Annotated in this window: 19 protein-coding genes, 1 other RNA gene and 1 pseudogene; 10 read left to right on the top strand and 11 right to left on the bottom strand. The window is 54.2% G+C overall.

The window, feature by feature from the left end; genetic code table 11:
- Positions 1-18: 18 nt before the first annotated feature.
- From carA to grpE, 5 genes are all read right to left on the bottom strand, one after another.
- Positions 19-1,149: a glutamine-hydrolyzing carbamoyl-phosphate synthase small subunit gene (gene carA / locus DOQ08_RS08870; RefSeq protein WP_206074820.1), complete on the bottom strand. Its 1,131-nt coding sequence runs from the start codon at positions 1,147-1,149 to the stop codon at positions 19-21.
- A 382-nt stretch (positions 1,150-1,531) separates the two neighbouring features.
- Positions 1,532-2,335, bottom strand: coding sequence for a 4-hydroxy-tetrahydrodipicolinate reductase (gene dapB, locus DOQ08_RS08875; protein ID WP_114334539.1), 804 nt, complete (start codon positions 2,333-2,335; stop codon positions 1,532-1,534).
- Positions 2,336-2,346: 11 nt separating this feature from the next.
- Complete coding sequence (gene dnaJ, locus DOQ08_RS08880; RefSeq protein WP_114334540.1) at positions 2,347-3,477, bottom strand: molecular chaperone DnaJ; 1,131 nt, start codon at positions 3,475-3,477, stop codon at positions 2,347-2,349.
- 77 nt (positions 3,478-3,554) lie between these two features.
- A complete protein-coding gene (gene dnaK, locus DOQ08_RS08885; protein WP_114334541.1) occupies positions 3,555-5,468 on the bottom strand; it encodes a molecular chaperone DnaK in 1,914 nt (637 codons plus the stop codon).
- 92 nt (positions 5,469-5,560) lie between these two features.
- Positions 5,561-6,166 (bottom strand): nucleotide exchange factor GrpE, encoded by a 606-nt coding sequence (gene grpE, locus DOQ08_RS08890; RefSeq protein ID WP_114334542.1) that lies wholly within the window; start codon positions 6,164-6,166, stop codon positions 5,561-5,563.
- Positions 6,167-6,432: 266 nt separating this feature from the next.
- On the opposite strand from grpE, the gene recN reads away from it, so the two are divergent.
- A complete protein-coding gene (recN, locus tag DOQ08_RS08895; RefSeq protein ID WP_114334543.1) occupies positions 6,433-8,112 on the top strand; it encodes a DNA repair protein RecN in 1,680 nt (559 codons plus the stop codon).
- Positions 8,113-8,185: 73 nt separating this feature from the next.
- Here the strand turns inward: recN and fur are convergent, their stop codons facing one another.
- Complete coding sequence (gene fur, locus DOQ08_RS08900; protein ID WP_114334544.1) at positions 8,186-8,608, bottom strand: ferric iron uptake transcriptional regulator; 423 nt, start codon at positions 8,606-8,608, stop codon at positions 8,186-8,188.
- 122 nt (positions 8,609-8,730) lie between these two features.
- Between fur and DOQ08_RS08905 the strand changes: the two genes are divergently transcribed.
- Positions 8,731-9,063 carry an outer membrane protein assembly factor BamE gene (locus DOQ08_RS08905; RefSeq protein WP_114334545.1) on the top strand — a complete coding sequence of 111 codons (333 nt, stop codon included), beginning with the start codon at positions 8,731-8,733 and terminating at the stop codon, positions 9,061-9,063.
- A gap of 4 nt (positions 9,064-9,067) precedes the next feature.
- Here DOQ08_RS08905 and DOQ08_RS08910 read toward each other — a convergent pair whose 3' ends face one another.
- The 3 genes from DOQ08_RS08910 to DOQ08_RS08920 are packed head-to-tail and all read right to left on the bottom strand — an operon-like array spanning position 9,068 to position 11,451.
- The gene (locus DOQ08_RS08910; RefSeq protein ID WP_114334546.1) at positions 9,068-9,346 is read right to left on the bottom strand and encodes an RnfH family protein; all 279 of its coding nucleotides are present in this window, start codon (positions 9,344-9,346) and stop codon (positions 9,068-9,070) included.
- On the bottom strand, positions 9,346-9,795 hold the full coding sequence (locus DOQ08_RS08915; protein ID WP_114334547.1) for a type II toxin-antitoxin system RatA family toxin: 450 nt from the start codon (positions 9,793-9,795) through the stop codon (positions 9,346-9,348). The genes DOQ08_RS08910 and DOQ08_RS08915 overlap by 1 nt, the downstream gene beginning before the upstream one ends.
- Before the next feature lie 57 nt (positions 9,796-9,852).
- The gene (locus DOQ08_RS08920; protein WP_114334548.1) at positions 9,853-11,451 is read right to left on the bottom strand and encodes a sodium-dependent transporter; all 1,599 of its coding nucleotides are present in this window, start codon (positions 11,449-11,451) and stop codon (positions 9,853-9,855) included.
- Between the two features lie 181 nt (positions 11,452-11,632).
- On the opposite strand from DOQ08_RS08920, the gene smpB reads away from it, so the two are divergent.
- The 5 genes and pseudogenes from smpB to DOQ08_RS08950 all read left to right on the top strand — a co-directional run bounded on the left by smpB (position 11,633) and on the right by DOQ08_RS08950 (position 14,965).
- Positions 11,633-12,112, top strand: coding sequence for an SsrA-binding protein SmpB (gene smpB, locus DOQ08_RS08925; RefSeq protein WP_114334549.1), 480 nt, complete (start codon positions 11,633-11,635; stop codon positions 12,110-12,112).
- A gap of 63 nt (positions 12,113-12,175) precedes the next feature.
- Positions 12,176-12,539: a transfer-messenger RNA gene (gene ssrA, locus DOQ08_RS08930) on the top strand.
- Between the two features lie 478 nt (positions 12,540-13,017).
- On the top strand, positions 13,018-13,182 hold the full coding sequence (locus DOQ08_RS15950) for a YhfG family protein (protein WP_227537558.1): 165 nt from the start codon (positions 13,018-13,020) through the stop codon (positions 13,180-13,182).
- Positions 13,175-13,775 (top strand): annotated as a pseudogene (locus DOQ08_RS16070) (putative adenosine monophosphate-protein transferase Fic). The gene DOQ08_RS15950 and the pseudogene DOQ08_RS16070 overlap by 8 nt, the downstream one beginning before the upstream one ends.
- A gap of 260 nt (positions 13,776-14,035) precedes the next feature.
- Positions 14,036-14,965, top strand: a complete 930-nt coding sequence (locus DOQ08_RS08950; protein ID WP_114334552.1) for a chemotaxis protein — start codon at positions 14,036-14,038, stop codon at positions 14,963-14,965.
- Here the strand turns inward: DOQ08_RS08950 and DOQ08_RS08960 are convergent.
- Complete coding sequence (locus tag DOQ08_RS08960) at positions 14,907-15,914, bottom strand: AraC family transcriptional regulator (protein ID WP_165823637.1); 1,008 nt, start codon at positions 15,912-15,914, stop codon at positions 14,907-14,909. The two genes, DOQ08_RS08950 and DOQ08_RS08960, sit on opposite strands and share 59 nt — an antisense overlap.
- Before the next feature lie 140 nt (positions 15,915-16,054).
- Here DOQ08_RS08960 and DOQ08_RS08965 point away from each other — a divergent pair, with 140 nt between their 5' ends.
- The 3 genes from DOQ08_RS08965 (at position 16,055) to DOQ08_RS08975 (ending at position 19,740) form a co-directional block, all read left to right on the top strand.
- A complete protein-coding gene (locus tag DOQ08_RS08965) occupies positions 16,055-16,852 on the top strand; it encodes an SDR family NAD(P)-dependent oxidoreductase (protein WP_114334553.1) in 798 nt (265 codons plus the stop codon).
- Between the two features lie 19 nt (positions 16,853-16,871).
- Positions 16,872-17,927, top strand: coding sequence for an MBL fold metallo-hydrolase (locus tag DOQ08_RS08970; RefSeq protein WP_114334554.1), 1,056 nt, complete (start codon positions 16,872-16,874; stop codon positions 17,925-17,927).
- Positions 17,928-18,159: 232 nt separating this feature from the next.
- Positions 18,160-19,740, top strand: coding sequence for a BCCT family transporter (locus DOQ08_RS08975; protein ID WP_114334555.1), 1,581 nt, complete (start codon positions 18,160-18,162; stop codon positions 19,738-19,740).
- 58 nt (positions 19,741-19,798) lie between these two features.
- Here DOQ08_RS08975 and DOQ08_RS08980 read toward each other — a convergent pair whose 3' ends face one another.
- Complete coding sequence (locus tag DOQ08_RS08980) at positions 19,799-20,683, bottom strand: LysR family transcriptional regulator (RefSeq protein WP_114334556.1); 885 nt, start codon at positions 20,681-20,683, stop codon at positions 19,799-19,801.
- Positions 20,684-20,770 lie beyond the last annotated feature (87 nt).

Genomic DNA, 20,770 nt, shown 5'->3' on the forward strand with positions numbered 1-20,770 from the left:
ATCCGTGGTGATCCACCCTTAGGCGGATCGTGCTTCCATCAACTGGATAAACTCGTCGAACAGAGGTGCCACGTCATGAGGACCCGGGCTAGCTTCAGGATGCCCCTGGAAGCTGTAGGCCGACTTATCGGTCCGGCGAATACCCTGCAGGGTGCCGTCAAACAATGATTTGTGGGTCGCCTGAACCGTTGAAGGCAAGGTTGATTCGTCCACTGCAAAACCGTGGTTCTGGCTGGTGATCATGACCGTGCCTTTTTCCAGGTCTTGTACCGGGTGGTTGGCACCGTGATGGCCGTGGCCCATTTTCATGGATTTGGCACCACTGGCCAGCGCCAGCAACTGGTGACCCAAGCAGATGCCGAAAACCGGGATGTCGGTTTCCAACACGTCTTTGATCGCATTGATCGCGTAGTCACATGGCTCTGGGTCGCCAGGGCCATTCGACAGGAAGATGCCGTCCGGGTTCATAGCCAGCACTTCGGATGCCGGAGTTTGAGCCGGCACGACGGTAATGTCACAACCACGAGAAGCCAGCATGCGCAGGATGTTGTACTTCACGCCGTAATCCCAAGCGACCACTTTGAATTTGGCGTCAGTTTGCTCACCGTAGCCAGTAGCCAGATCCCATTCGGACTGTTTCCACTGATACGGCTTTTCGCAAGTGACTTCTTTGGCCAAATCCATACCCTTCAGGCCTGGGAAGGCTTTTGCCAGCTCAAGTGCGCGCTCGGCTGTTGCGTTTTCACCGGCCAGAATGGCGCCGTTCTGGGAGCCTTTGTCCCGGAGAATGCGAGTCAGGCGGCGGGTGTCTATGTCAGCAATGCCAACAATGTTGTTGCTTCGCAGGTAGTCTTCGAGGCTACCCTGGCTGCGCCAGCTGCTGGCAACGAGCGGTAGGTCACGAATAATTAGGCCTGCGGCGTGTACGCGGTCAGATTCCACGTCTTCTTCGTTAACGCCGGTGTTGCCGATGTGGGGATACGTCAAGGTGACGATTTGGCGCGAGTAGGACGGGTCGGTCAGGATTTCCTGGTAGCCGGTCATTGCGGTATTGAATACCACTTCGCCGCTGGTTTCTCCGTCTGCGCCGATGGCGGTGCCGTAAAACAGGCTTCCGTCTGCGAGTGCAAGGATTGCTGGTGTGCTCAAGGCTTGTATCCTCATCGAGTGGCGTAAGTTCGTCACGAACAGGAACGCAAGCGCAAAGTCAGGTTGCAAAAAAGCGAGACTAAGTATTAACTCGGTCCCGCTTTCCTAGAAACTTTTCAAAGGTACGCTTGGTGCAAAAAAATCGACTTATTCTACGAATTTTGTCGCTTTTTGTCCATCGCGAATTACGATCTGGCTTGATATAGGTGACCTTTCGCCCTGCAACCCCAAGCTCCGGCAGTGGCTCGCGGGTTCGCGTTCAGAAAACCGCTACGAGCACATCCATGTGCGCTTCTCTCAGGCCATCCTTGGCCTTCGAAATTTTCTGAACGCGAACCCACGATCCCCTACCTCAGAATCGGCCGGTCAAACCTCAAGTAAATCAGCCTTTGAGATTTAACACATCCTGCATGTCGTACAAACCTGCCGGTTTATCCTTCAGCCACAATGCTGCACGCATGGCGCCTTTGGCGAAGGTCATTCGGCTACTGGCCTTGTGGGTCACTTCGATTCGCTCGCCTTCGGTGGCGAACAGAACGGTGTGATCACCGACCACGTCGCCAGCACGAATGGTTTCGAAGCCGATTTCTTTGCGGGTGCGCTCACCGGTGAAGCCTTCACGCCCATAGACGGCACATTCTTTAAGGTCTCGCCCCAGCGCATCGGCGACCACTTCGCCCATGCGCAGTGCGGTACCGGAAGGTGCGTCTTTTTTGTGGCGGTGATGGGCTTCGATGATTTCTACGTCGTAGTCGTCCCCTAATGTTGCCGCTGCCGTTTTGAGCAGGTTCAGCACCACATTTACGCCAACGCTCATGTTAGGCGCGAACACAACGGGAACTGACTCTGCCGCTTGAGCAAGCTGCTCTTTTTCAGCGTCGGTCATGCCGGTGGTGCCGATGACGAGCATTTTGCCGTTGGCTTTGCAGAATTCGGCGTTTTCGAGGGTCAGGTCCGGGAAAGTGAAGTCAACCAATACGTCGAAGTCGTCTTTCACGTCCGCCAGACTGGCAGCCAGCTTAACGCCGGTTTTGCCTATGCCCGTCATGTCACCGGCATCTGCGCCAATCAGGCTGCTATCCGGCTCGACGATCGCCGCGCCCAGCTCAAGCCCTTCGGTGCCATCTACCGCTTCAATCAACACTTTTCCCATGCGCCCGGCGGCGCCAATGATTGCTACCCGCATCAGCTCTGTCCTCAGAATTTCATTTCATCAAAGAAACTTTTCACACCCTCAAACCAAGAGGTTTTCTTCGGAGCATGATCGGAGCCGTTGGAGTCGTCCAGTGTCTTTTGGAATTCACCCAACAATTCTTTCTGGCGTTTGGTCAGATTCACCGGCGTTTCAACCATCACACGACACAACAAATCGCCTGCCGGACCACCGCGCACTGGGCTAACGCCTTTGTTACGCAAGCGGAACAGTTTGCCGGTTTGGGTTTCGGCCGGAATTTTCAGTTTCACCCGGCCATCCAAGGTCGGCACCTCCAGCTCGCCACCGAGGGCGGCATCGACGATGCTGATGGGTACTTCGCAATACAGGTTACGACCGTCGCGGGTAAAGATTGCGTGCTCACGCACCGCCACCTGAACATAGAGATCACCAGGAGGCCCGCCATCAACACCCATTTCGCCTTCGCCTGACAAGCGAATGCGATCACCCGTGTCTACGCCCGGGGGCACTTTCACAGACAGGGTTTTTTCTTGCCTTACGCGGCCTTGGCCATGGCAAGATTTACACGGGTTCTTGATAATCTGACCCGAACCACGGCATGTCGGGCACGCCTGCTGCACGGTGAAGAAACCCTGCTGCATACGCACCTGCCCCATACCCTGACAGGTGCCACAGGTTTCGGGACGGGAGCCTTTCTCAGCACCGCTACCGTCACAGCTGTCACATTCCTTATGGCCTGGAATCGTGATTTTGACGTCTTTACCTTTGACCGCTTCTTCAAGGTCCAGCTCCAGCGTGTAACGCAGATCGGAACCCCGGGTGTTGCGGGCGCGACCACCGCCGCCACCGCCGAAGATGTCACCAAATACATCCCCGAAGATGTCTGAGAAGTTGCCACCACCGAAGCCGCCGCCACCGCCGGCCTGGCCGTCTACGCCAGCATGCCCAAACTGGTCATAGGCTGCGCGTTTGTTGGCATCCATCAACACTTCGTAGGCTTCGCTGGCCTCTTTGAACTTGTCGTCGGCGTCTGCATCATCCGGGTTGCGGTCGGGATGGTATTTCATCGCGAGCTTTCGGTACGCCCGCTTGATCTCTTTATCTTCCGCGCCCCGGGAGACCCCAAGTACTTCGTAATAATCGCGTTTGGCCATGCTTAAAATCCTGTTGCTATAACGCGGAAAACGCGGACATCGGCCCGCGCTTTCCAACTACCTGATGTACTTAGGATTTACTTCTTGTCGTCTTTGACTTCTTCGAACTCGGCATCGACGGCGTCGTCAGCTGCCTGAGCTTCCTCGCCTTCCTGGCCTGCGGCCTGTTCAGCCTGATCCGCGTACATCTTCTGCGCCAGCTCGGAGGACACTTCGGTCAGCTTCTGAGTCTTGGCTTCGATATCGTCTTTATCGCTGCCAGTCAGAGCTTCCTCAAGATCCTTGATCGCAGCTTCGATAGACTCTTTCTCGCTGTCGCTCACCTTGTCGCCAGCTTCGCTCAGGGTCTTGCGTACGGCGTGAACCATGCCGTCACCCTGGTTACGAGCCTGAATCAGCTCTTCGAATTTGCGATCTTCCTCAGCGTTCGCTTCGGCATCCCGCACCATCTTTTCGATTTCGTCATCGTTCAAACCAGAAGAGGCCTTGATTACGATGGACTGCTCTTTACCAGTCGCCTTGTCTTTTGCAGACACGTTCAGAATACCGTTCGCATCGATATCGAACGTCACTTCGATCTGCGGAACACCGCGCTGTGCCGGCGGAATGTCGGCCAAGTCGAAACGACCCAGCGACTTGTTCTGTGCCGCTTGCTTACGCTCACCCTGAACTACGTGAATGGTCACCGCAGTCTGGTTGTCTTCCGCCGTAGAGAAAGTCTGCGACTTCTTGGTCGGAATCGTGGTGTTCTTGTCGATCAGCGGAGTCGCTACGCCACCCATGGTTTCGATACCGAGGGTCAGCGGAGTTACGTCCAGCAGCAGTACGTCTTTAACGTCACCCGACAATACCGCACCCTGAATTGCGGCACCCATGGCTACGGCTTCGTCCGGGTTAACGTCTTTACGCGGCTCTTTGCCAAAGAACTCTTTAACCTTTTCCTGAACCAGCGGCATACGAGTCTGACCACCAACCAGAATCACTTCATCGATTTCAGAAGCGCTCAGGCCAGAGTCTTTCAGGGCCACTTTACACGGCTCAAGGCTGCGCTGAACCAGATCTTCTACCAGAGATTCCAGCTTGGCACGGGTCAACTTGACGTTCATGTGCTTAGGACCAGACGCGTCTGCAGTTACGTACGGCAGGTTCACGTCAGTCTGCTGACTGCTGGACAGTTCGATTTTCGCTTTCTCGGCAGCTTCTTTCAGACGCTGCATCGCCAGTGAGTCGCCACGCAGGTCGATACCGCTGTCTTTCTTGAACTGGTCCGCCAGGTATTCGATCACTTTCAGGTCGAAGTCTTCACCACCCAGGAAGGTGTCGCCGTTAGTGGCCAGAACTTCGAACTGGTGCTCGCCGTCTACATCGGCAATTTCGATGATGGACAGGTCGAAGGTACCACCACCCAAGTCGTAGACAGCTACGGTGCGGTCGCCGCTTTGCTTGTCCATGCCGTAGGCCAGAGCAGCTGCGGTCGGCTCGTTGATGATGCGCTTAACTTCCAGACCCGCGATCTTACCGGCGTCTTTGGTGGCTTGACGCTGGCTATCGTTGAAGTATGCCGGCACGGTGATAACTGCTTCGGTAACTTTCTCGCCGAGATAGTCTTCAGCGGTCTTTTTCATTTTCTTCAAGACTTCAGCAGACACCTGAGGCGGAGCCATTTTCTGACCCTTAACATCAACCCACGCATCTCCGTTGTCTGCCTTGGTGATCTTGTAAGGCACCATCTTGATGTCTTTCTGAACAACGTCGTCTTCAAAACGACGACCGATCAGACGCTTGATGGCGTAAAGAGTGTTGTCCGGGTTGGTTACCGCCTGACGCTTGGCTGACTGGCCAACCAGCGTTTCGCCATCATCGGTGTACGCGATGATGGAAGGGGTGGTGCGATCACCCTCGGCGTTTTCAATTACCTTTACCTTGTCGCCGTCCATTACGGCCACGCAGGAGTTGGTGGTTCCGAGGTCAATACCGATAATCTTGCTCATATATTCACTCCAAATCTTGCTGAAATCTGGCCGAAGTGCTGACACCCCGGTTGCTTCTGTTTAATGGCTATATTGGCGCTTTATTCGGCTTTTCAAGCCTGCTCGTCGATTTTTGGTGCACTTTCTGCCTTAGCTACTACAACCATGGCCGGGCGAACTACACGCCCATTAAGCAGATAACCTTTCTGCACAACCGCCACGACACTGTTGGGTTCAGCGTCGGGCGCAGGCACCATTGACATAGCTTCATGCTGCTGCGGATCAAACGGCTCGCCAACCGGGTTTAATTGCTCAACATTGAACTTTTTGAGGCTACCCAGGAACAAGCTCAGCGTCATTTCAACACCCTGTCGAATGGAAGCCACAAGCTCACCGGATTCCTCACTCCCTTCGGTGCTCTCAACCGCCTTTTCCAGGCTGTCCGCAACCGGCAGAAGCTCTTTCACGAACTTCTCCAAGGCAAACTTGTGGGCCTTTTCAACATCCAGCTCCGCTCGACGACGAACGTTCTGCATCTCAGCCTGAGCACGTAAAGCTTGATCCTGATACTCCTGAAGCTGCGCCTTCAGCGCATCCAGCTCAGTACCTTCGCCAGCGTCAACCTGCTCTTCAGCTGCCTGCTGTTCTGCGTTTGCTGCCGCCTCTTCTACCTCTACCTGCTCTTCTACTTGCTCGTTGCGCTTATCGTCAGCACTCATGATCACTCCTAATACGTTTTCCAGCGCCCAAAGGCACGCGGCGAATAGAGCCCGCCGATCAAAACGGCAGGAAAATATGCTTTGCGAACCGATATGGGGTTCCGAGATTCAGATTCAACCTTTTCAACGGCCGATTCTTTCGTTTTTTTGCACACCAAAATTTGCAAACCCAAAAATCACTGTATATATTCACAGCAACTGTATAGACGAACAGTATCGATTTCTTGTTCTCAGAAGCCCTCACGGGGCCAAGCAGAGGTATCGGCATGCTTACACAACTTACCGTTTCCAACTACGCCATCGCCGAACGCGTTGAGCTGCAATTCAACAAGGGCATGACAGCATTAACCGGTGAAACCGGCGCTGGAAAATCCATTGTTCTGGATGCGTTGGGGCTGGCCATGGGCGGTCGCGCAGACGCGGGTGCAGTGCGCCACGGTGCCAAACGTGCCGATATCACCGCCAGCTTCGACATTTCGGACATCCCCGATGCCGGCAAATGGCTGGAAAGCCACGATCTGGACGAGAAAAACGAGTGCATCTTGCGGCGGACCATCAGCAAAGACGGCCGTTCCAAGGCCTTCATCAACGGTCAGCCTTCGCCTCTGTCCCAACTGAAGGAACTAGGCGCGTTGCTGATGGACATTCACAGCCAGCACCAGCACCAATCTCTGCTTCGTAAAGACACCCATCGCAAATTACTGGATGAATTTGCCGGCGCGGAACAGCTGGCCGAGCACACGAAAGCTGCCTGGAAGAACTGGCACCAAACCCAACAAAAACTGCATCAACGCCAGCAAAATGCCGACGAAACCGAAGCCAAGCTTCAACTGCTGCGATATCAGGTAGAAGAACTCGATCGATTGGCACTGGAAGACGGCGAACAGGAAGCACTCGAGCAGGAGCAGGCAACACTCAGTCAGGCCGACGCTATCCTGCATTGCAGCCATCAGGCGGCGCAGCTTTGCACAGAGGAAGAATCAAGCGCCGGGAACAGCCTGCGCCACGCACTGCAGTTGCTTGAACAATTACCGGTTGAGGTTCCGGAACTCGCCGACACCTTACAAATGCTCAACGAAGCTCAAATCCAGATCTCCGAAGCAGGCGATAACTTGCGTCGCTTTGTTGATGATTATGAGGCAGACCCGGCACGGCTTGCCGAAGTTGAAGAACGCTTGAGTGCTGTTTACCAAATGGCACGCAAACATCGCATCGGGCCCGAAGAACTGCCTGAGCTTCACCAGCGCCTAAGGGACGAACTGGAGGAGCTGGATGGCGGCGCAGGTAGCTTGGAGCAACTTGAAGCAGAACTCGAGAAATATAAAGCCGAGTTTGACGCAGTTGCCGCGCAACTGTCGGCCAAGCGCGAACAGGCCGCTGCAGAGCTGGACCAGCGAATCGCACACGAACTGGCTCAACTGAGCATGCCATCCGTGCAATTTGTCACTCATTTAAACCGGGACAAAGACGGCGTACCCGCGCCCCACGGCTTGGAAGACACAGAATTCCTGGTCAGCGCCAACCCCGGTCAACCGGCCCGACCACTGGCGAAAGTGGCTTCTGGCGGTGAATTGTCGCGAATCAGCCTCGCCATTCAGGTTGTAGTCGCGCAAACCTCAACCACACCGACACTGGTATTCGACGAAGTAGACGTTGGTATTGGCGGCGGTACCGCCGAAGTGGTTGGTCGCTTGCTGAGGTCTCTGGGAAGCAACGGCCAAGTGCTTTGTGTGACTCACCTGCCCCAAGTGGCGGCGCAAAGTCACCAGCACCTGTTCGTGAGCAAATTTACTGATAAAGAAGCCACTTTCTCGCGCATCGAAGCACTGAATGACCAAGGCAGAATTGATGAGGTGGCCCGCATGCTGGGCGGCGTGGATATGACAGAGCAAACCATTGCCCACGCGAAAGAAATGGTCGTGAAAGGCCAGGCAACCCATCACTAAGTAAAGAATCCCCTCTCGATTTCGAGAGTTTTCGGGGCCCGCCTATGCCGGCCCCTTTTTTTATTGTTTTTACTTACTTGTTGTCGTCAGATTTTATTGGCTTAACGTACAAAATGAGGCTGTGCTCAACGATTTCATAGCCGTGCTCTGCGGCAATTTTCTTCTGACGCTCTTCAATCACTTCATCGACAAACTCGACAACTTCGCCGGTCTGGGTGCACACCATGTGGTCATGGTGGTCTTCACCAGCCATCTCGAACACGGCATGGCCGCCTTCAAAATTGTGCCGGAGAATCAGCCCCGCAGTTTCGAATTGAGTCAGCACCCGGTACACCGTTGCCAATCCCACGTCGTCGCCTTGGTCTAACAGTTTTTTATAGACATCCTCGGCACTCAAATGATGCTCTTTAGCATTCTCAAGGATATTGAAGATCTTAACTCTCGGGAGAGTTACCTTAAGACCGACTTTTCGTAATTCGGTGTTTTCAGATGACATGCTAGTATTCACTCTTTGGTGTGCCTTACGGCTTCCGGTATGATGAAGCCGCCGTTCAACGGTTAGCCCGTTTCACTCCTGCTCCAGGCAGGCGAACTCAAGATAGAGGATTTCCCTAAGCGATGCAAAAGCTCACCGCTATCGTTCTTATTAGCATTATATCTCTGGCGGGATGTGTTTTCCCGGGCGTTTACAAAATCAACGTCCAACAGGGCAACATTGTCACTGACGAAGAGCTGTCCAGTTTGTCGGAAGGCATGCAACGGAGCCAGGTACACGCGCTGCTGGGAACTCCCTTGCTGCTAAATCCTGTTGACCCTTCACAGGAATATTACATCTATACCTTCCAGCGCCGCGGCGGCGACATCGAAGAGCAACGTATTGTTGTCCACTACGATGGCGACACCTACCGCTCCCACGAAGCCAAATTGCTGGAAGAAACCCCGGCTTATTAAAAAATCAGGCTTTTTTCTTGGCTCGGTTTAGCCGAGCCTGCTTGGGATCTATAATCAAAGGCCGGTAAAGTTCCACCCGATCGCCTTCTTGCAGAACGTGGCTTGCCGGCTTTTTCACGACCTTACCGAAAACCCCCATATCGATTTCGTCAGGATTAATTTCGGGGAACACATCGACAATACCTGACGCTTTGACAGCCTCCAGCGCCGTTGTACCCTCTGGCACAGCAACTTCCAGAATTTGCTGTTTATCTGGCCGCGCATAGGCCACCTCAACTCGCATCAGCAAATCTCCCCTGTTTTATAGACCTCATCGGCACGGCGACAAAACGCATCCACCATGGTGTTCGCCGCCTGATTAAACACCGGCCCGAAGGTCATTCGAGCCAGCGAACCCGAGAATTCAAACTCCAGACTCAGGATCACCTTACAGGCATTCGAATCCAGCGACCGAAAGTGCCAGCGGCCGGTCAGATTCTTGAGTGGTCCTTCCACCAATTTCATCTCGATGGATTCCGGCATCAACAACTGGTTACGGGTAGTGAGCGTATGCCTAACGCCCCCCTTGGCAATTTCCAGCGATGCCATAATTTCTTCATCGGTTTGCTTATGCACCTCAGCCCCGGCGCACCAAGGTAAAAACTCAGGGTAGCGCGCTATATCATTGACCAAATGAAACATACGCTCCGATGAGTGCATGACCAGCGCTGTTTTGTCTATCTGATGAGCCATAAAACCGGAATTCCTACCTTACAATGTATACGCGCCAAGCTGAGCGCGACCGATTCGCTAAACACTATGATAAAGGATATCGTCTTCGCCGGGGTCCGCCTGCTCTCGATTTACTTCTTCACTCGTGCTCGCTTTCGTCGAGGTTGTTACGCTCGCGCCTTCCCCCGTCTCGCCCTGAGATTCGGAGCCCGACTCAAGCTCGGAGGCAGTCGGTTCTTCCGCAACCGTGCCTTGGCTTGTCGAGCACCAGACAGCCGCACTGCCATTTTCGCACAAGTTCGCCAACGAGACTGCGATGTATTGAGTGCCAATCCATGCAACGACCAACGGCAGTATCAGGCGCATAGACCAGAGCCACGCTTTGCGGAATAGTACAGGTGCGTCGCCCAGCATGCTGGCAGAGTAGCGTTTAGTCAGCCCCCACCCGGCAAACGTTGCGACCAAAATGGCCACCGCCGGTATCAACACACCGCCCGCAATCAACTCTATCCAGCGGTAGGTTGTGGCACCCGCCAACCGGTATTCAGACCATACGTTGAATGAAAACAAAGAGGCCAACCCCGCAAGCCAAACGGCGGCCCCCACAATGATCACCGACCAGGCTCTTGGCGCCCCCGTCCACTCCCGAAACCAAGCAACGACCGACTCCAGCAGCGCTATCGAGGTTGCCCAAACAACCAGCATGACCGCCAAAAAAACCGCAGCAATCACAACTTGGCTGAGCGGTACCGACGCCAGCGTGACCGGCAAAGAAACAAATAACAGCCCGAACCCATGCTGCCCATCAAGACTGCCACTGCCGGATGCCACGGAAAACATCATTACACCGACAACAATGGCGATTAATGTATCCATCAGAACAACCGCCAGCAGTGAGCGCTTTAACCGGGTATGCGAGGTACTATAGGCCCCGAAAATGGCCCATACGCCCACCCCCAAGCCCAGCGTGAAGAAAGCGTGGAAGAAGGCGGCCTGAACACTTTCCAGGCCAAACTGCTCAGGGCGCATAACCAGAATACTTTCAACGCCCGATGCCAACTGGCCATGTGTTGCAGCCACTGCAAACAGGCCGAGCATTAACACCAAACCGCCGGGCACAATCATCCGTAATGAACGCTCTACGCCGCTCACCACGCCTCGTGCAGAGACCCATACCACCAACAATAAAAAGAAGGCATGCCAGCCCATAAACTCCCGATAACGTCCAGAGCTCGACACCAGTTCGGCCAGAATCCCCGTGGCCTCTACGGTGCTTCCCCCCCCGAAGCTATCCGTTGCGCCAAAGAAAATGTAGGCAACAACAATGCCGCCAAACACGGCTGTAAACGAAAGCACCAGAAACGACGCAAGAATGCTTAATGGCCCTGCCAAGCGCCATACCGGCGAACTTCCTGCGTTCTTAACCAAGCCATCCATTGCCAGAACCATTCCATGGCGGGAATGCCGGCCAATCGCAGCTTCGGTCACCATCAGCGGTAACGTGACCCCGAGCAGGCAAACCAGATAAGCCAGTACGAACAACCCACCGCCATGAACGCTGGCGAGATACGGGAATTGCCACAGATTGGCGAGCCCCACAGTTGCGCCCACCGAGGCCCAAAAGAAGGTTGATTTTCGGGTAAACGACCCGATAGATGTCTGATACTTACTCGACATTGTGATCCCTAATGTCAAAAGGCTCGTTATTGTAGCCGACAGTGTGGCCTAGGTACGAATGCCGACAGGCCTTTCCGGGTCAAATCGTGACCCGTCTGGCCCTACTGGGCTACAATGCTCGTTTTGCTGATAGCCATACACTTGGCCAGCAGATTCATTTTTCAGATTCCGAGAAGGTTTCATGAGCAAGAAAAAGCCTGGTATGCCCAGCAGCACCATCGCCCTCAACAAAAAGGCGAAACATGAATACCATATAGAGGAACGCTTCGAAGCGGGTATCGCCCTGCTCGGCTGGGAAGTTAAATCGTTGCGGGCCGGCAAGGGCCAGATCACCGATGCCTACGTATTGCTGAAAGACGGCGAAGCCTTTTTGCTGGGCGCTCATTTTCAGCCACTGACCGCTGCCTCCACTCACGTGATAGCCGACCCGACCCGCACGCGCAAGTTGCTTCTGCACGCCAAAGAACTGGCCAAGCTGATTGGCGAAACCAGCCAGGCCGGCCAGACCTGCGTACCTCTTGCACTGTATTGGAAAGGCAACAAGGTGAAATGTGAAATCGCCTTGGTGAAAGGAAAGAAGCTGTTCGACAAGCGCGCCACCGAGAAAGAGCGCGACTGGAACCGTCAGAAACAACGAATCATGCGCGAAAACGCCGGCTGATCGTACAAACCGCAACAAACAAGCCTTGAAGTTAAGCAAGGCGCCCACATATACTGTGGATAAGGGGACGACATGGCTTCGACGCTGGTGGCGAACCCTTGGGTGCATGTCGAGATGGCAGCGAATCTCGTTAATCCAAAGCTGCAATGCAATAGTCGCAAACGACGAAAACTACGCACTAGCAGCGTAAGCTGCTAGTCGTCCTGACCGGGTCGCCCGTAGCCCGGAAGCAACATCTCAGGACGTCATCGCTTACGGGATGCTCCGTTATCCAGAGTTCACTGGCTAGCGGCTAAGATTTAAAGAACTCGCCTCTTGCACCCTGGCCTTCGGGTCGCTTGAGGTTAAATCAATAGAAGGACATAAACATGTAGATCTCAAGGCATAGTGCTGGCGGACGCGGGTTCAATTCCCGCCGTCTCCACCAAACCAACCGAATTAAGCCCCTAATTTAGGGGCTTTTTTTGTCTGCAGGTACTACCTCTACTCAAAACCTCGATTATTTTCTGGAGGGATTACACTCCCTTCTGAATCTTATGAGCACGATAAGCGAGGAGAGTCTACGAGACCCCCTACCGATCCGAGTCGCCTATGAGATGGGCTGGATGCAGAGCTTGAAACAAGCAAAACACCCGTTTTCAGGCGGGTCTAGTGTGAGGTCGTCTTTTGCCGATAGGTATCGAAACATGCCCAAGTGGCTTGGACTCGGCGATAGCGCGGACTAACGATACAACAAACTCATAGAGCCAAAACAGCTCTAGCCTTAATGGTAAGACTTTGAAGAACTGATATACTGACGATTGGCTGGTTGAAGCTTCTTTGAACGTATCATCATGCTAAAACCGAGCAAGTTTATCGAACGAATAGAGGGTTATATTACGATGGCTCGAAACGCAGACACTAGAATGCCCTCAGACGAGCAGAAAGCGGCACACGTGAGAAAGACCAGGATGGCGAACTACCGTGCCAGCATGCGTCTGGAAGGCTTTCACATGAAAGAAAGCGCCAAAATGCCGAGCAAAACCACACTGATCCAGAAATACAAAAAGCTGGCTATGAAGTGTGCTTAATAAGTATGGCGTCGGCAACGACAGCTACTGCTATGAAAACTCAGATGTTCTAATCAACCTTCTCGACATTAGGGATGGCGAGCTGCTACACGAAGCAGAACGAGAGATCTCGAACGTCAATGCCGATACCATCGAGTTCAGCCCTCCACCTTATGACTTGAACTACCTTAAAGCGATTCATCGTGTGCTGCTCCAGGAGATCTACTCTTGGGCCGGTGAAATTGAGAACGGTTGATATCTCGAAAGCGGACACTCGGTTCTGCAATGTGCAATGGATCGAGAAGGAATCCGGCAAGATATTCGGCATGCTCAGAAAAGAGGACTACCTTACTTCGCTCTCCAGGGATCAGTTGGTCGCAAAGGCCGCAGAATACTACGGTGACATCAATATGATTCATCCGTTCAGAGAGGGCAACGGACGGGCTCAAAGGATCTTCTTCGAACATCTCATCGTGAACGCTGGGTTCGACATCACATGGGAAGGAATAAATCCGGAGAGGTGGATTAAAGCAAACGAAGCCACCGTGGTTTGTAACTACGCTCCCCTTGCAGATATTTTTGAAAACTGTATTGGTGAGCCATTGGCACCCTGAAACTGAATTTCTCGCGCAATAGCGCCGCTATGTTATAGCGACTGAATGTGTCCACAATGCGTCAACGTAACTGCGGTTTTGAGTGGTTATGTGTGAAATGCCGTTTTTGTAAGTGGCTGTTTTATGAGTTTTTGTGATTTTCTGTGGGCCATAAAATAGGTGCAAAGCCCCTGACTTCAGGGGCTTTTTTCGTTTATACACCGACACTCTGCCCACGGCGCTCTCCAACGCAGAGTCCCCTTTCGTTTTAGGATCGTTTTATGTCCAATCAAGGGAAGCAGTCCCAGAAACTTCTGCTGTTCCGCCTGTTCGGTTCGAGGCTATTTGGTATCGGTACGCTGAAAATCCGCGAAATACTGCCCTTCCGTCGCGTGACCAAGCTGCCGCACAGCCATCATGCGGTGATTGGCACCGCGACTTTTCGAGGTTCTGCGGTGCCGGTGATTGACATGTCAGCGGCCGTTGGCTATCCGGCTCTCACCAAAGAAGAGCGGGAGAACGCATCCATCATAGTGACTGACGTCCAGCGACGGGAAATCGGCTTTTTGGTTCGCGGCGTTCAGCAAATTATCGAGACTGACTGGAAAAGCGTGATGCCGCCTCCCAAGGCGCTTGGCGCTAACGTCTTTATTACAGGACTGCTCGATACTGGTAGCAATATCATTCAGCTGCTGGACGTGGAACTTTTGTTGGCCAAGGTGTACCCAGAGTCTCTCGACACTCAAGAAGTGATGCTTTCAGAGGTGCAGAGCGAAACACTCGGTTCCCTGAATATTCTGCTGGTCGACGACTCCCAGGTCGCCCGTAAGCAACTATCCGATGTCCTCGATAGCAAAGGCATTCACTACCACGTCACCACTAACGGTAGCGACGCACTCGACATATTGCTCAAAGAGCACGGCTCGGGTCATCCCATCGAGATATTAGTCAGCGACATCGAAATGCCGGGGCTGGATGGCTATGAGCTGGCGTTCAATGTACGAGATAACTCGTCCCTCAAACAGCCTTACATCATTTTGCACACCTCACTAAACAGCGAGATGAGTCTTAGCTATGCCAATCAAGTCGGAGCCAACGAAGCCCTAACCAAGTTTGATGCCGAGGAATTACTGCAAGCCATGCTGCGGGGAGCTAGCTCCTCGACCTTCCGCGCCGATACGCAATCGGCGTCATCCCGGTCCATCGGATGAAACTCCGCGTAAACGCACTGTGCTCCGAATAACCCAGTATCAGCGCAATATCGACCAGTCCCAAGTTGGTTTCCCGCAAGTAGCGCTCCGCAATTTCGCGCCGTACTGCCGCAACTTCTTTCAGAAAGCTGGAGCCTTCCGCTGCTAACTGGCGTTGCAACGTGCGTGTGGACACCCCCATATTGGCGGCAACGGTGCCGATATCCGGCTGCTGTTCCGACAACAACCGCCCAATCCGCCGGCGCACCTCATCGACCAACGGAGATTTCAATGGCAAGCGGGCCAAGAGCGCATCGGCCTGAGCTTCCAGCATCGTCAGCATCGCGGGGTCCGAGGTTCGTAGCGGGTGGCCCAAGCTGTCGGCCGCTATACGGATTACGGTTTCTGGCTGCTCGAACCTGACCGGGCAACCGAAGTACTCGGTGTAGGCGTCAATATTCGCGGGCGTGGCATTTATAAAATCCACCCTCTTTGGCACAAGGCCCGAAAACGTCAGGCGTCGGATGAAATTAACCAGCGCCGTAACGGCCGTTTCGTCCACCAACGGCCCCGGACGGCCATGTTCCGCATCCCAAACCAGCTCCATCGCCTGCTCATCCTGACGGACGATCAGCGGAGTCACGTCGTAGATCAGTCGCTGGTAGCGATGGAAGTGGGCAATGGCTTCCCCGAGGTTTTCAGAAGCCATAATCACATAGCCAAGCACCCCCGCATGGCGCGGTATGATGGTTTGCCCGAGGTGAAGCCCCAGCTGTGGATCATCCAAATGCTGCGCGGCGCACTCAAGTAGCTGCCGCCAGAGTTCTATCGGTATATCTGCATTTAATAGGGAGTCCTGCGGCGGCCTCGGCACCGGCAAAAGCGCGTCGGCATCGATACCACGCTGGTCAAGATACTCATAAAGCGCAAGGGCAAAGCTGGCCGGAATAGATCGGCGGCGAACGGTCATATAACTCTCGACATCGATGGGCTGGCGTAAAGTGTTAAAAACGTGGCAGCCCGTGTCAAGCGAGTGACGAGGCACTTTGTCACCGTTGTCGTTAGAAATCCGTCGAACAGTAATGTCCAACCCGGTCGAGAGGAACATCGATGTTAATAATGGTAACGGGTGCCGCATGCGGCATAGGCGCATGCATCATTGAACAAGCGATTCAGAGCGGCCACAGCGTCATCGCCGCCGACATGAACGCCGAGGGGCTCGCCAAGCGCTGGGCAAACCAGAGCGCGGTGCGCTGCGAAACCCTCGACGTTAGGGACAACGATCAATGGCAGGCATTATTCCAGCGCCTTGCTTCTGATCAGGTGAAAGTAGACGTGCTGATCAATGGAGCCGGGGTGCTTCGCAGCGGCCGTACCGGCGACCTGGACAGCAAAGACATCAATCTGACGCTGGACGTGAACGTGAAAGGCGTGATTTTTGGCACCAACGCAGCTGCCGCGCACATGCTATCCAGCGGCCATCGCGGCCATATTATTAACATCGGCTCACTGGCTTCCTTGTGCGCGGTTCCGGGTAATGCGGTTTACGCCACCAGTAAATTTGCCGTGCGCGGTTTTAGCATTGCCGCGGCTGGTGACCTTCGTCGTCACGGTATTGCGGTGTCACTGGTCGGCCCAGGCCCGGTCAAAACTGCCATGCTGGAACAGCAGCGCGGCGACGATAACTCCGCACTAACCTTTGCCAGCAGCCGAGCGTTAACGCCTGAAGACGTCGCCCAAGCCGTACTCGGGCCGGTTCTGAAAAAACAACCTTTGGAATACTTCCTGCCGTGGCAAGACAAGCTGCTGGGCCGGCTTTCCAATGCGGTGCCAACCTTTTTCTTGCGCATGACGCGCCGTGCCGTGGAACGTGGCCGCAAAAACTTTGAATCCGACAACTTCCGCTGAGAACAACAAGAGATAACCGATGACACTTTTCAAACAGATCACCGACTTTGACAATTCACGCAGTGCGTACGGCCAGCAAGCCCGCGTTGAAGACACCCGCGCCGCCGCAGAGGGTTTCCGGAAGACCATGCTGGCAGGGCCGAAAGCGCGATATTTCCGATCGTTCGATCTCGTGAAAGTGCCCTACCCCGCACGGTACGGATTGCGCAACGCCTTCTCTCGGGAACGACTGGTGGAGTACGTGCATATACAGAACCGCGTTTTTGTGGTGCAGTTTGATACTGAGGAAGGCGTAAAGACCATGCTGGTGTCGCCATCCGACTACAAGCGCAACGGCGAAACGCCATTTTTCCGGCGCCTGCAGGACAACACGCCAAGTCTTTTCACCAACATGATTGTGGACCGGCAAACCACCGCGCCGGCGGTTGTTGCCAGCCTAGGCCTGAAGCCGGAAGACATCGACTACATCACCTACGACCACCTGCATACTCAGGATGTGCGCCGCTGGCTGGGCACCGATCAGGAGCAGGCGGTATTCCCGAATGCCAAGTTGCTGGTGCACTGGCGTGAGTGGGAATCTGCCCAGGATTTAAATCCGTACCAAGCAGACTGGTATTGCCCGTCAGGCATTGCCGGAGTGCCCGAAGACAAGGTCATCAAATTTGACGGCTCGATCATGCTGGGCGATGGCGTCGCGCTGGTGCACACGCCGGGGCACACCGAGGGCAATCACTCCATTGTTGTTCACACCGATGAAGGCCTGTGGGTCACCAGCGAGAACGGTGTCAGCGTGGACTCTTACGCTCCGCACCTTTCGGCCGCCAGCGGCGTAGCGAAATACGCCAAAACAATCGGAACCGAGGTCATCATCAATGGCAACACGCTCGAGAACTCCATCGACCAGTACATCTCGATGGTGCAGGAAAAGACCATCGCCGGGCCTTCTCAGCGCGACCCACGTTTCCCTAACGTATTCCCTTCTTCCGAAATGACGCCGTTTTGGGCATTTCCAGGCGCCAAGCCTGCGTTTTACGTTGGTGAAGCCCGTCACGGAAGGCTGCACACGCCGACTTAATGCGTGGGCATGTATAAAGCCATGCCCCCTGCCCGATCTGCCGTAATTACCAAGCCGGGCAAGCAAATATCCCACTAATAACTACACTTGTATGAGTTAATCGGCATCCTAATGCCGATTAACCTTCATTTTGTGCGTTTGCAGAAAATCCTGCCATGCATTGGAATTGCTGGTTTATTTGTGGCACTGTCGCGCGCCAAGATTAAAAGATGCATTAAAAAAGGCTCATGTTATGGCTCAGGGTAACCAAAAATCAGGTGGAGACTATTCGATAGCTCAACTTGGTGACCCGGTAGTACTTACGCTCAGTGTTGGCTTTATTGCGCTGTTTGTAGGCTTTTCTTTGTTCGACCTCAAAGGCGTCGCTGATGCGATCGGCAGCGGCTTCACCTGGACTGCCAAGTTCTTTGGCACGTACTTCCAGATGTTGCTACTGGCAACCTTCTTTATTGCAATTGGCTTGGCTTGCACTCCCGCTGCAAAAGCAAAAATCGGTAATCTGGACCGCCCGGAAATGAGCACCTTCCGCTGGCTCTCCATCATTATGTGCACACTACTGGCCGGGGGCGGCGTATTCTTTGCGGCCGGCGAGCCGGTTTACCACTTTGTGGTCACGCCACCGGCATTTGACACTGAGCCCGGCACCGTTGAGGCCGTGGCCAGTGCCATGGCGCAATCGTTTATGCACTGGGGTTTTTTGGCTTGGGCTGTACTCGGCACGTTGGCGGCCATTGTGCTGGCTCACACCCATTACGTGAAAGGCAACCCTCTCCAACCCCGCACTCTGCTTTACCCGATCTTCGGTGAACGCATCATGAGCGGCTGGGTAGGCAGCGTTGTAGACGCATTCTGCGTGATTGCCATTGTCGCGGGCACCGTTGGCCCGATCGGCTTTTTGGCGACTCAGATGAGCTTTGGCCTCAGCGAACTGTTCGGTCTGACCGATGGGCTTGGAACACAAATGGCCATTCTGGCAGCTCTGGCCGCCATTTACGTAACATCAGCCGTTACCGGCGTGCACCGCGGCATTCAGTTTTTGAGCCGGATGAACGTCTTCCTGGCGCTGGCGATTGCAGCCATCATTTTTGTCTTTGGCCCGACGCTGTTCCTCACGAACACCTACATGCAAAGCATGGGTCAGTACGTGTCGTCCTTCCTCGACATGGCGACCATGACGGCAGATACCGCACCTAACTGGTGGATGAAGTGGTGGACGGTGTTCTTCTTCGCCTGGTTCATCGGCTATGCGCCGCTCATGGCCATCTTCGTTGCTCGTATTTCTCGCGGCCGAAGCATTCGGGAAATGATTCTTGCCGTCGCGGTTATGGCCCCGATTGCGACCACCGTATGGTTCACCCTGCTGGGTGGCTCCGGCATTTACTACCAGATGACCGGTGTGATCGATCTGGCTGAAGCATTGAACAACTTCCGCTTTGACGTGGCGACACTGACGGTCGCTCAGGCCCTGCCCGGCGGTGGATTTATGGCGCTGGCCATTCTGATACTGACCACGATTTTTGTGGCGACCACTGGCGACTCCATGAGCTACTCCATTGCGGTCGTCAGCTCTGGCCACGACCAGCCGAAAACCTTCGTTCGTGCCTTCTGGGGTATGGCGATGGCGGCCATGGCCGGAATTCTGCTGTACATGGGTGCCGGTCAGATCAGTGTATTGCAGCAATTCATTGTAATCACTGCCATCCCGGTTTCTCTCATTCTGCTGCCGTCACTGTGGCTCGGCCCTAAAGCCGCCTACGCGATGGCCCGCGAGCAGAAGATCATTGAAGAAAAAGTCGTGCTGCAGCACAGCTAAGCTTAAGCTGTATAGATCCGTGGCCAAGCTCTTTGAGCTTGGCCACGGCATCCCTTCCTTATTCCGGCTCGTCTTTCAGCCTTTCCAGCAAAAACCCTTCCATGATTTGCGCGGCCGGCGCCAAGGTTCGATTACTCGCCTTGACCAAGCCAATCCGGCGCACCACATCGGGCTCCTGAAGCGGAATAAAGCAGAGGTTCGCGTTATGTTCCGGAAACGCGAGCTGCGGCAAGGTCGTAACGCCTGCCCCTGCTTCCAACATGGCGATCAGAGAAATCATATTGGAAATGTAGAAGGCGCTGTTTTCGACAAGTTCGGATGCCTCAGTCCCCATCAATAACCTCGAGGTGCCGTTCCGGATCAGCTTTTCGCCCTGCAAACTTTGCCAATCAATCGATGACCGACTGGCCAGCGGGTGACTTCGATGACACACCACACCAACCTTATCTTCGAATAAATGGGTGTAATCAAGGTCGTCATCACTTTGCCATAAACTGGTAATGCCCAGATCCACCTCGCCTTGGGCCACCATCTGACACACGTAATGGGCATTCTCATCGTGCAGACTGATGGTTAAATCCGGGAAGCGCTCGATAAAATCCGCCAGTAAGGGCGGCATGATGCGGCTGGCCACCGACGGTACCGTTGCTATGTGCACGTGACCCTGCCGGCCATCCGCCTGGCCAACCACGTCTTTCACCACTCGGTCATGCTGCCCCAATAACTCGCGAAACCTAGGCAGACAAAACTGGCCAAACGGAGTCAGCTGGCTTTTACCCCCTCGTTCAAAAATATCCTGCCCCAGCCGCTGCTCAAGTTCCCGAACCGCCATCGACAGCGCAGGCTGAGTGCGATGCACCCGTTTGGCGGCGGCATTGAACCCGCCTTCGTCGACCACGGTAATCACATAACGTAACTGCTGGATTTTCAGCTCTGGCAACATGACCACCACCCCATAAGGATTACTTATCTTTCAATCTTTTTTATTGATTATCCTTATTATTGCATCTTGACTAGCATGAGTGCATCG

The sequence above is a fragment of the Marinobacter litoralis genome, assembly GCF_003336705.1.
Taxonomy (GTDB): domain Bacteria; phylum Pseudomonadota; class Gammaproteobacteria; order Pseudomonadales; family Oleiphilaceae; genus Marinobacter; species Marinobacter litoralis.

Excerpts from the sequence above, each read along its gene's own strand:
- dapB (WP_114334539.1), bottom strand. The coding sequence starts at position 2,335 with ATGCGGGTAGCAATCATTGGCGCCGCCGGGCGCATGGGAAAAGTGTTG.
- dnaJ (WP_114334540.1), bottom strand. The coding sequence starts at position 3,477 with ATGGCCAAACGCGATTATTACGAAGTACTTGGGGTCTCCCGGGGCGCG.
- dnaK (WP_114334541.1), bottom strand. The coding sequence starts at position 5,468 with ATGAGCAAGATTATCGGTATTGACCTCGGAACCACCAACTCCTGCGTG.
- grpE (WP_114334542.1), bottom strand. The coding sequence starts at position 6,166 with ATGAGTGCTGACGATAAGCGCAACGAGCAAGTAGAAGAGCAGGTAGAG.
- recN (WP_114334543.1), top strand. The coding sequence starts at position 6,433 with ATGCTTACACAACTTACCGTTTCCAACTACGCCATCGCCGAACGCGTT.
- fur (WP_114334544.1), bottom strand. The coding sequence starts at position 8,608 with ATGTCATCTGAAAACACCGAATTACGAAAAGTCGGTCTTAAGGTAACT.
- DOQ08_RS08905 (WP_114334545.1), top strand. The coding sequence starts at position 8,731 with ATGCAAAAGCTCACCGCTATCGTTCTTATTAGCATTATATCTCTGGCG.
- DOQ08_RS08910 (WP_114334546.1), bottom strand. The coding sequence starts at position 9,346 with ATGCGAGTTGAGGTGGCCTATGCGCGGCCAGATAAACAGCAAATTCTG.
- DOQ08_RS08915 (WP_114334547.1), bottom strand. The coding sequence starts at position 9,795 with ATGGCTCATCAGATAGACAAAACAGCGCTGGTCATGCACTCATCGGAG.
- DOQ08_RS08920 (WP_114334548.1), bottom strand. The coding sequence starts at position 11,451 with ATGTCGAGTAAGTATCAGACATCTATCGGGTCGTTTACCCGAAAATCA.
- smpB (WP_114334549.1), top strand. The coding sequence starts at position 11,633 with ATGAGCAAGAAAAAGCCTGGTATGCCCAGCAGCACCATCGCCCTCAAC.
- DOQ08_RS15950 (WP_227537558.1), top strand. The coding sequence starts at position 13,018 with ATGCCCTCAGACGAGCAGAAAGCGGCACACGTGAGAAAGACCAGGATG.
- DOQ08_RS08950 (WP_114334552.1), top strand. The coding sequence starts at position 14,036 with ATGTCCAATCAAGGGAAGCAGTCCCAGAAACTTCTGCTGTTCCGCCTG.
- DOQ08_RS08960 (WP_165823637.1), bottom strand. The coding sequence starts at position 15,914 with ATGACCGTTCGCCGCCGATCTATTCCGGCCAGCTTTGCCCTTGCGCTT.
- DOQ08_RS08965 (WP_114334553.1), top strand. The coding sequence starts at position 16,055 with ATGTTAATAATGGTAACGGGTGCCGCATGCGGCATAGGCGCATGCATC.
- DOQ08_RS08970 (WP_114334554.1), top strand. The coding sequence starts at position 16,872 with ATGACACTTTTCAAACAGATCACCGACTTTGACAATTCACGCAGTGCG.
- DOQ08_RS08975 (WP_114334555.1), top strand. The coding sequence starts at position 18,160 with ATGGCTCAGGGTAACCAAAAATCAGGTGGAGACTATTCGATAGCTCAA.
- DOQ08_RS08980 (WP_114334556.1), bottom strand. The coding sequence starts at position 20,683 with ATGTTGCCAGAGCTGAAAATCCAGCAGTTACGTTATGTGATTACCGTG.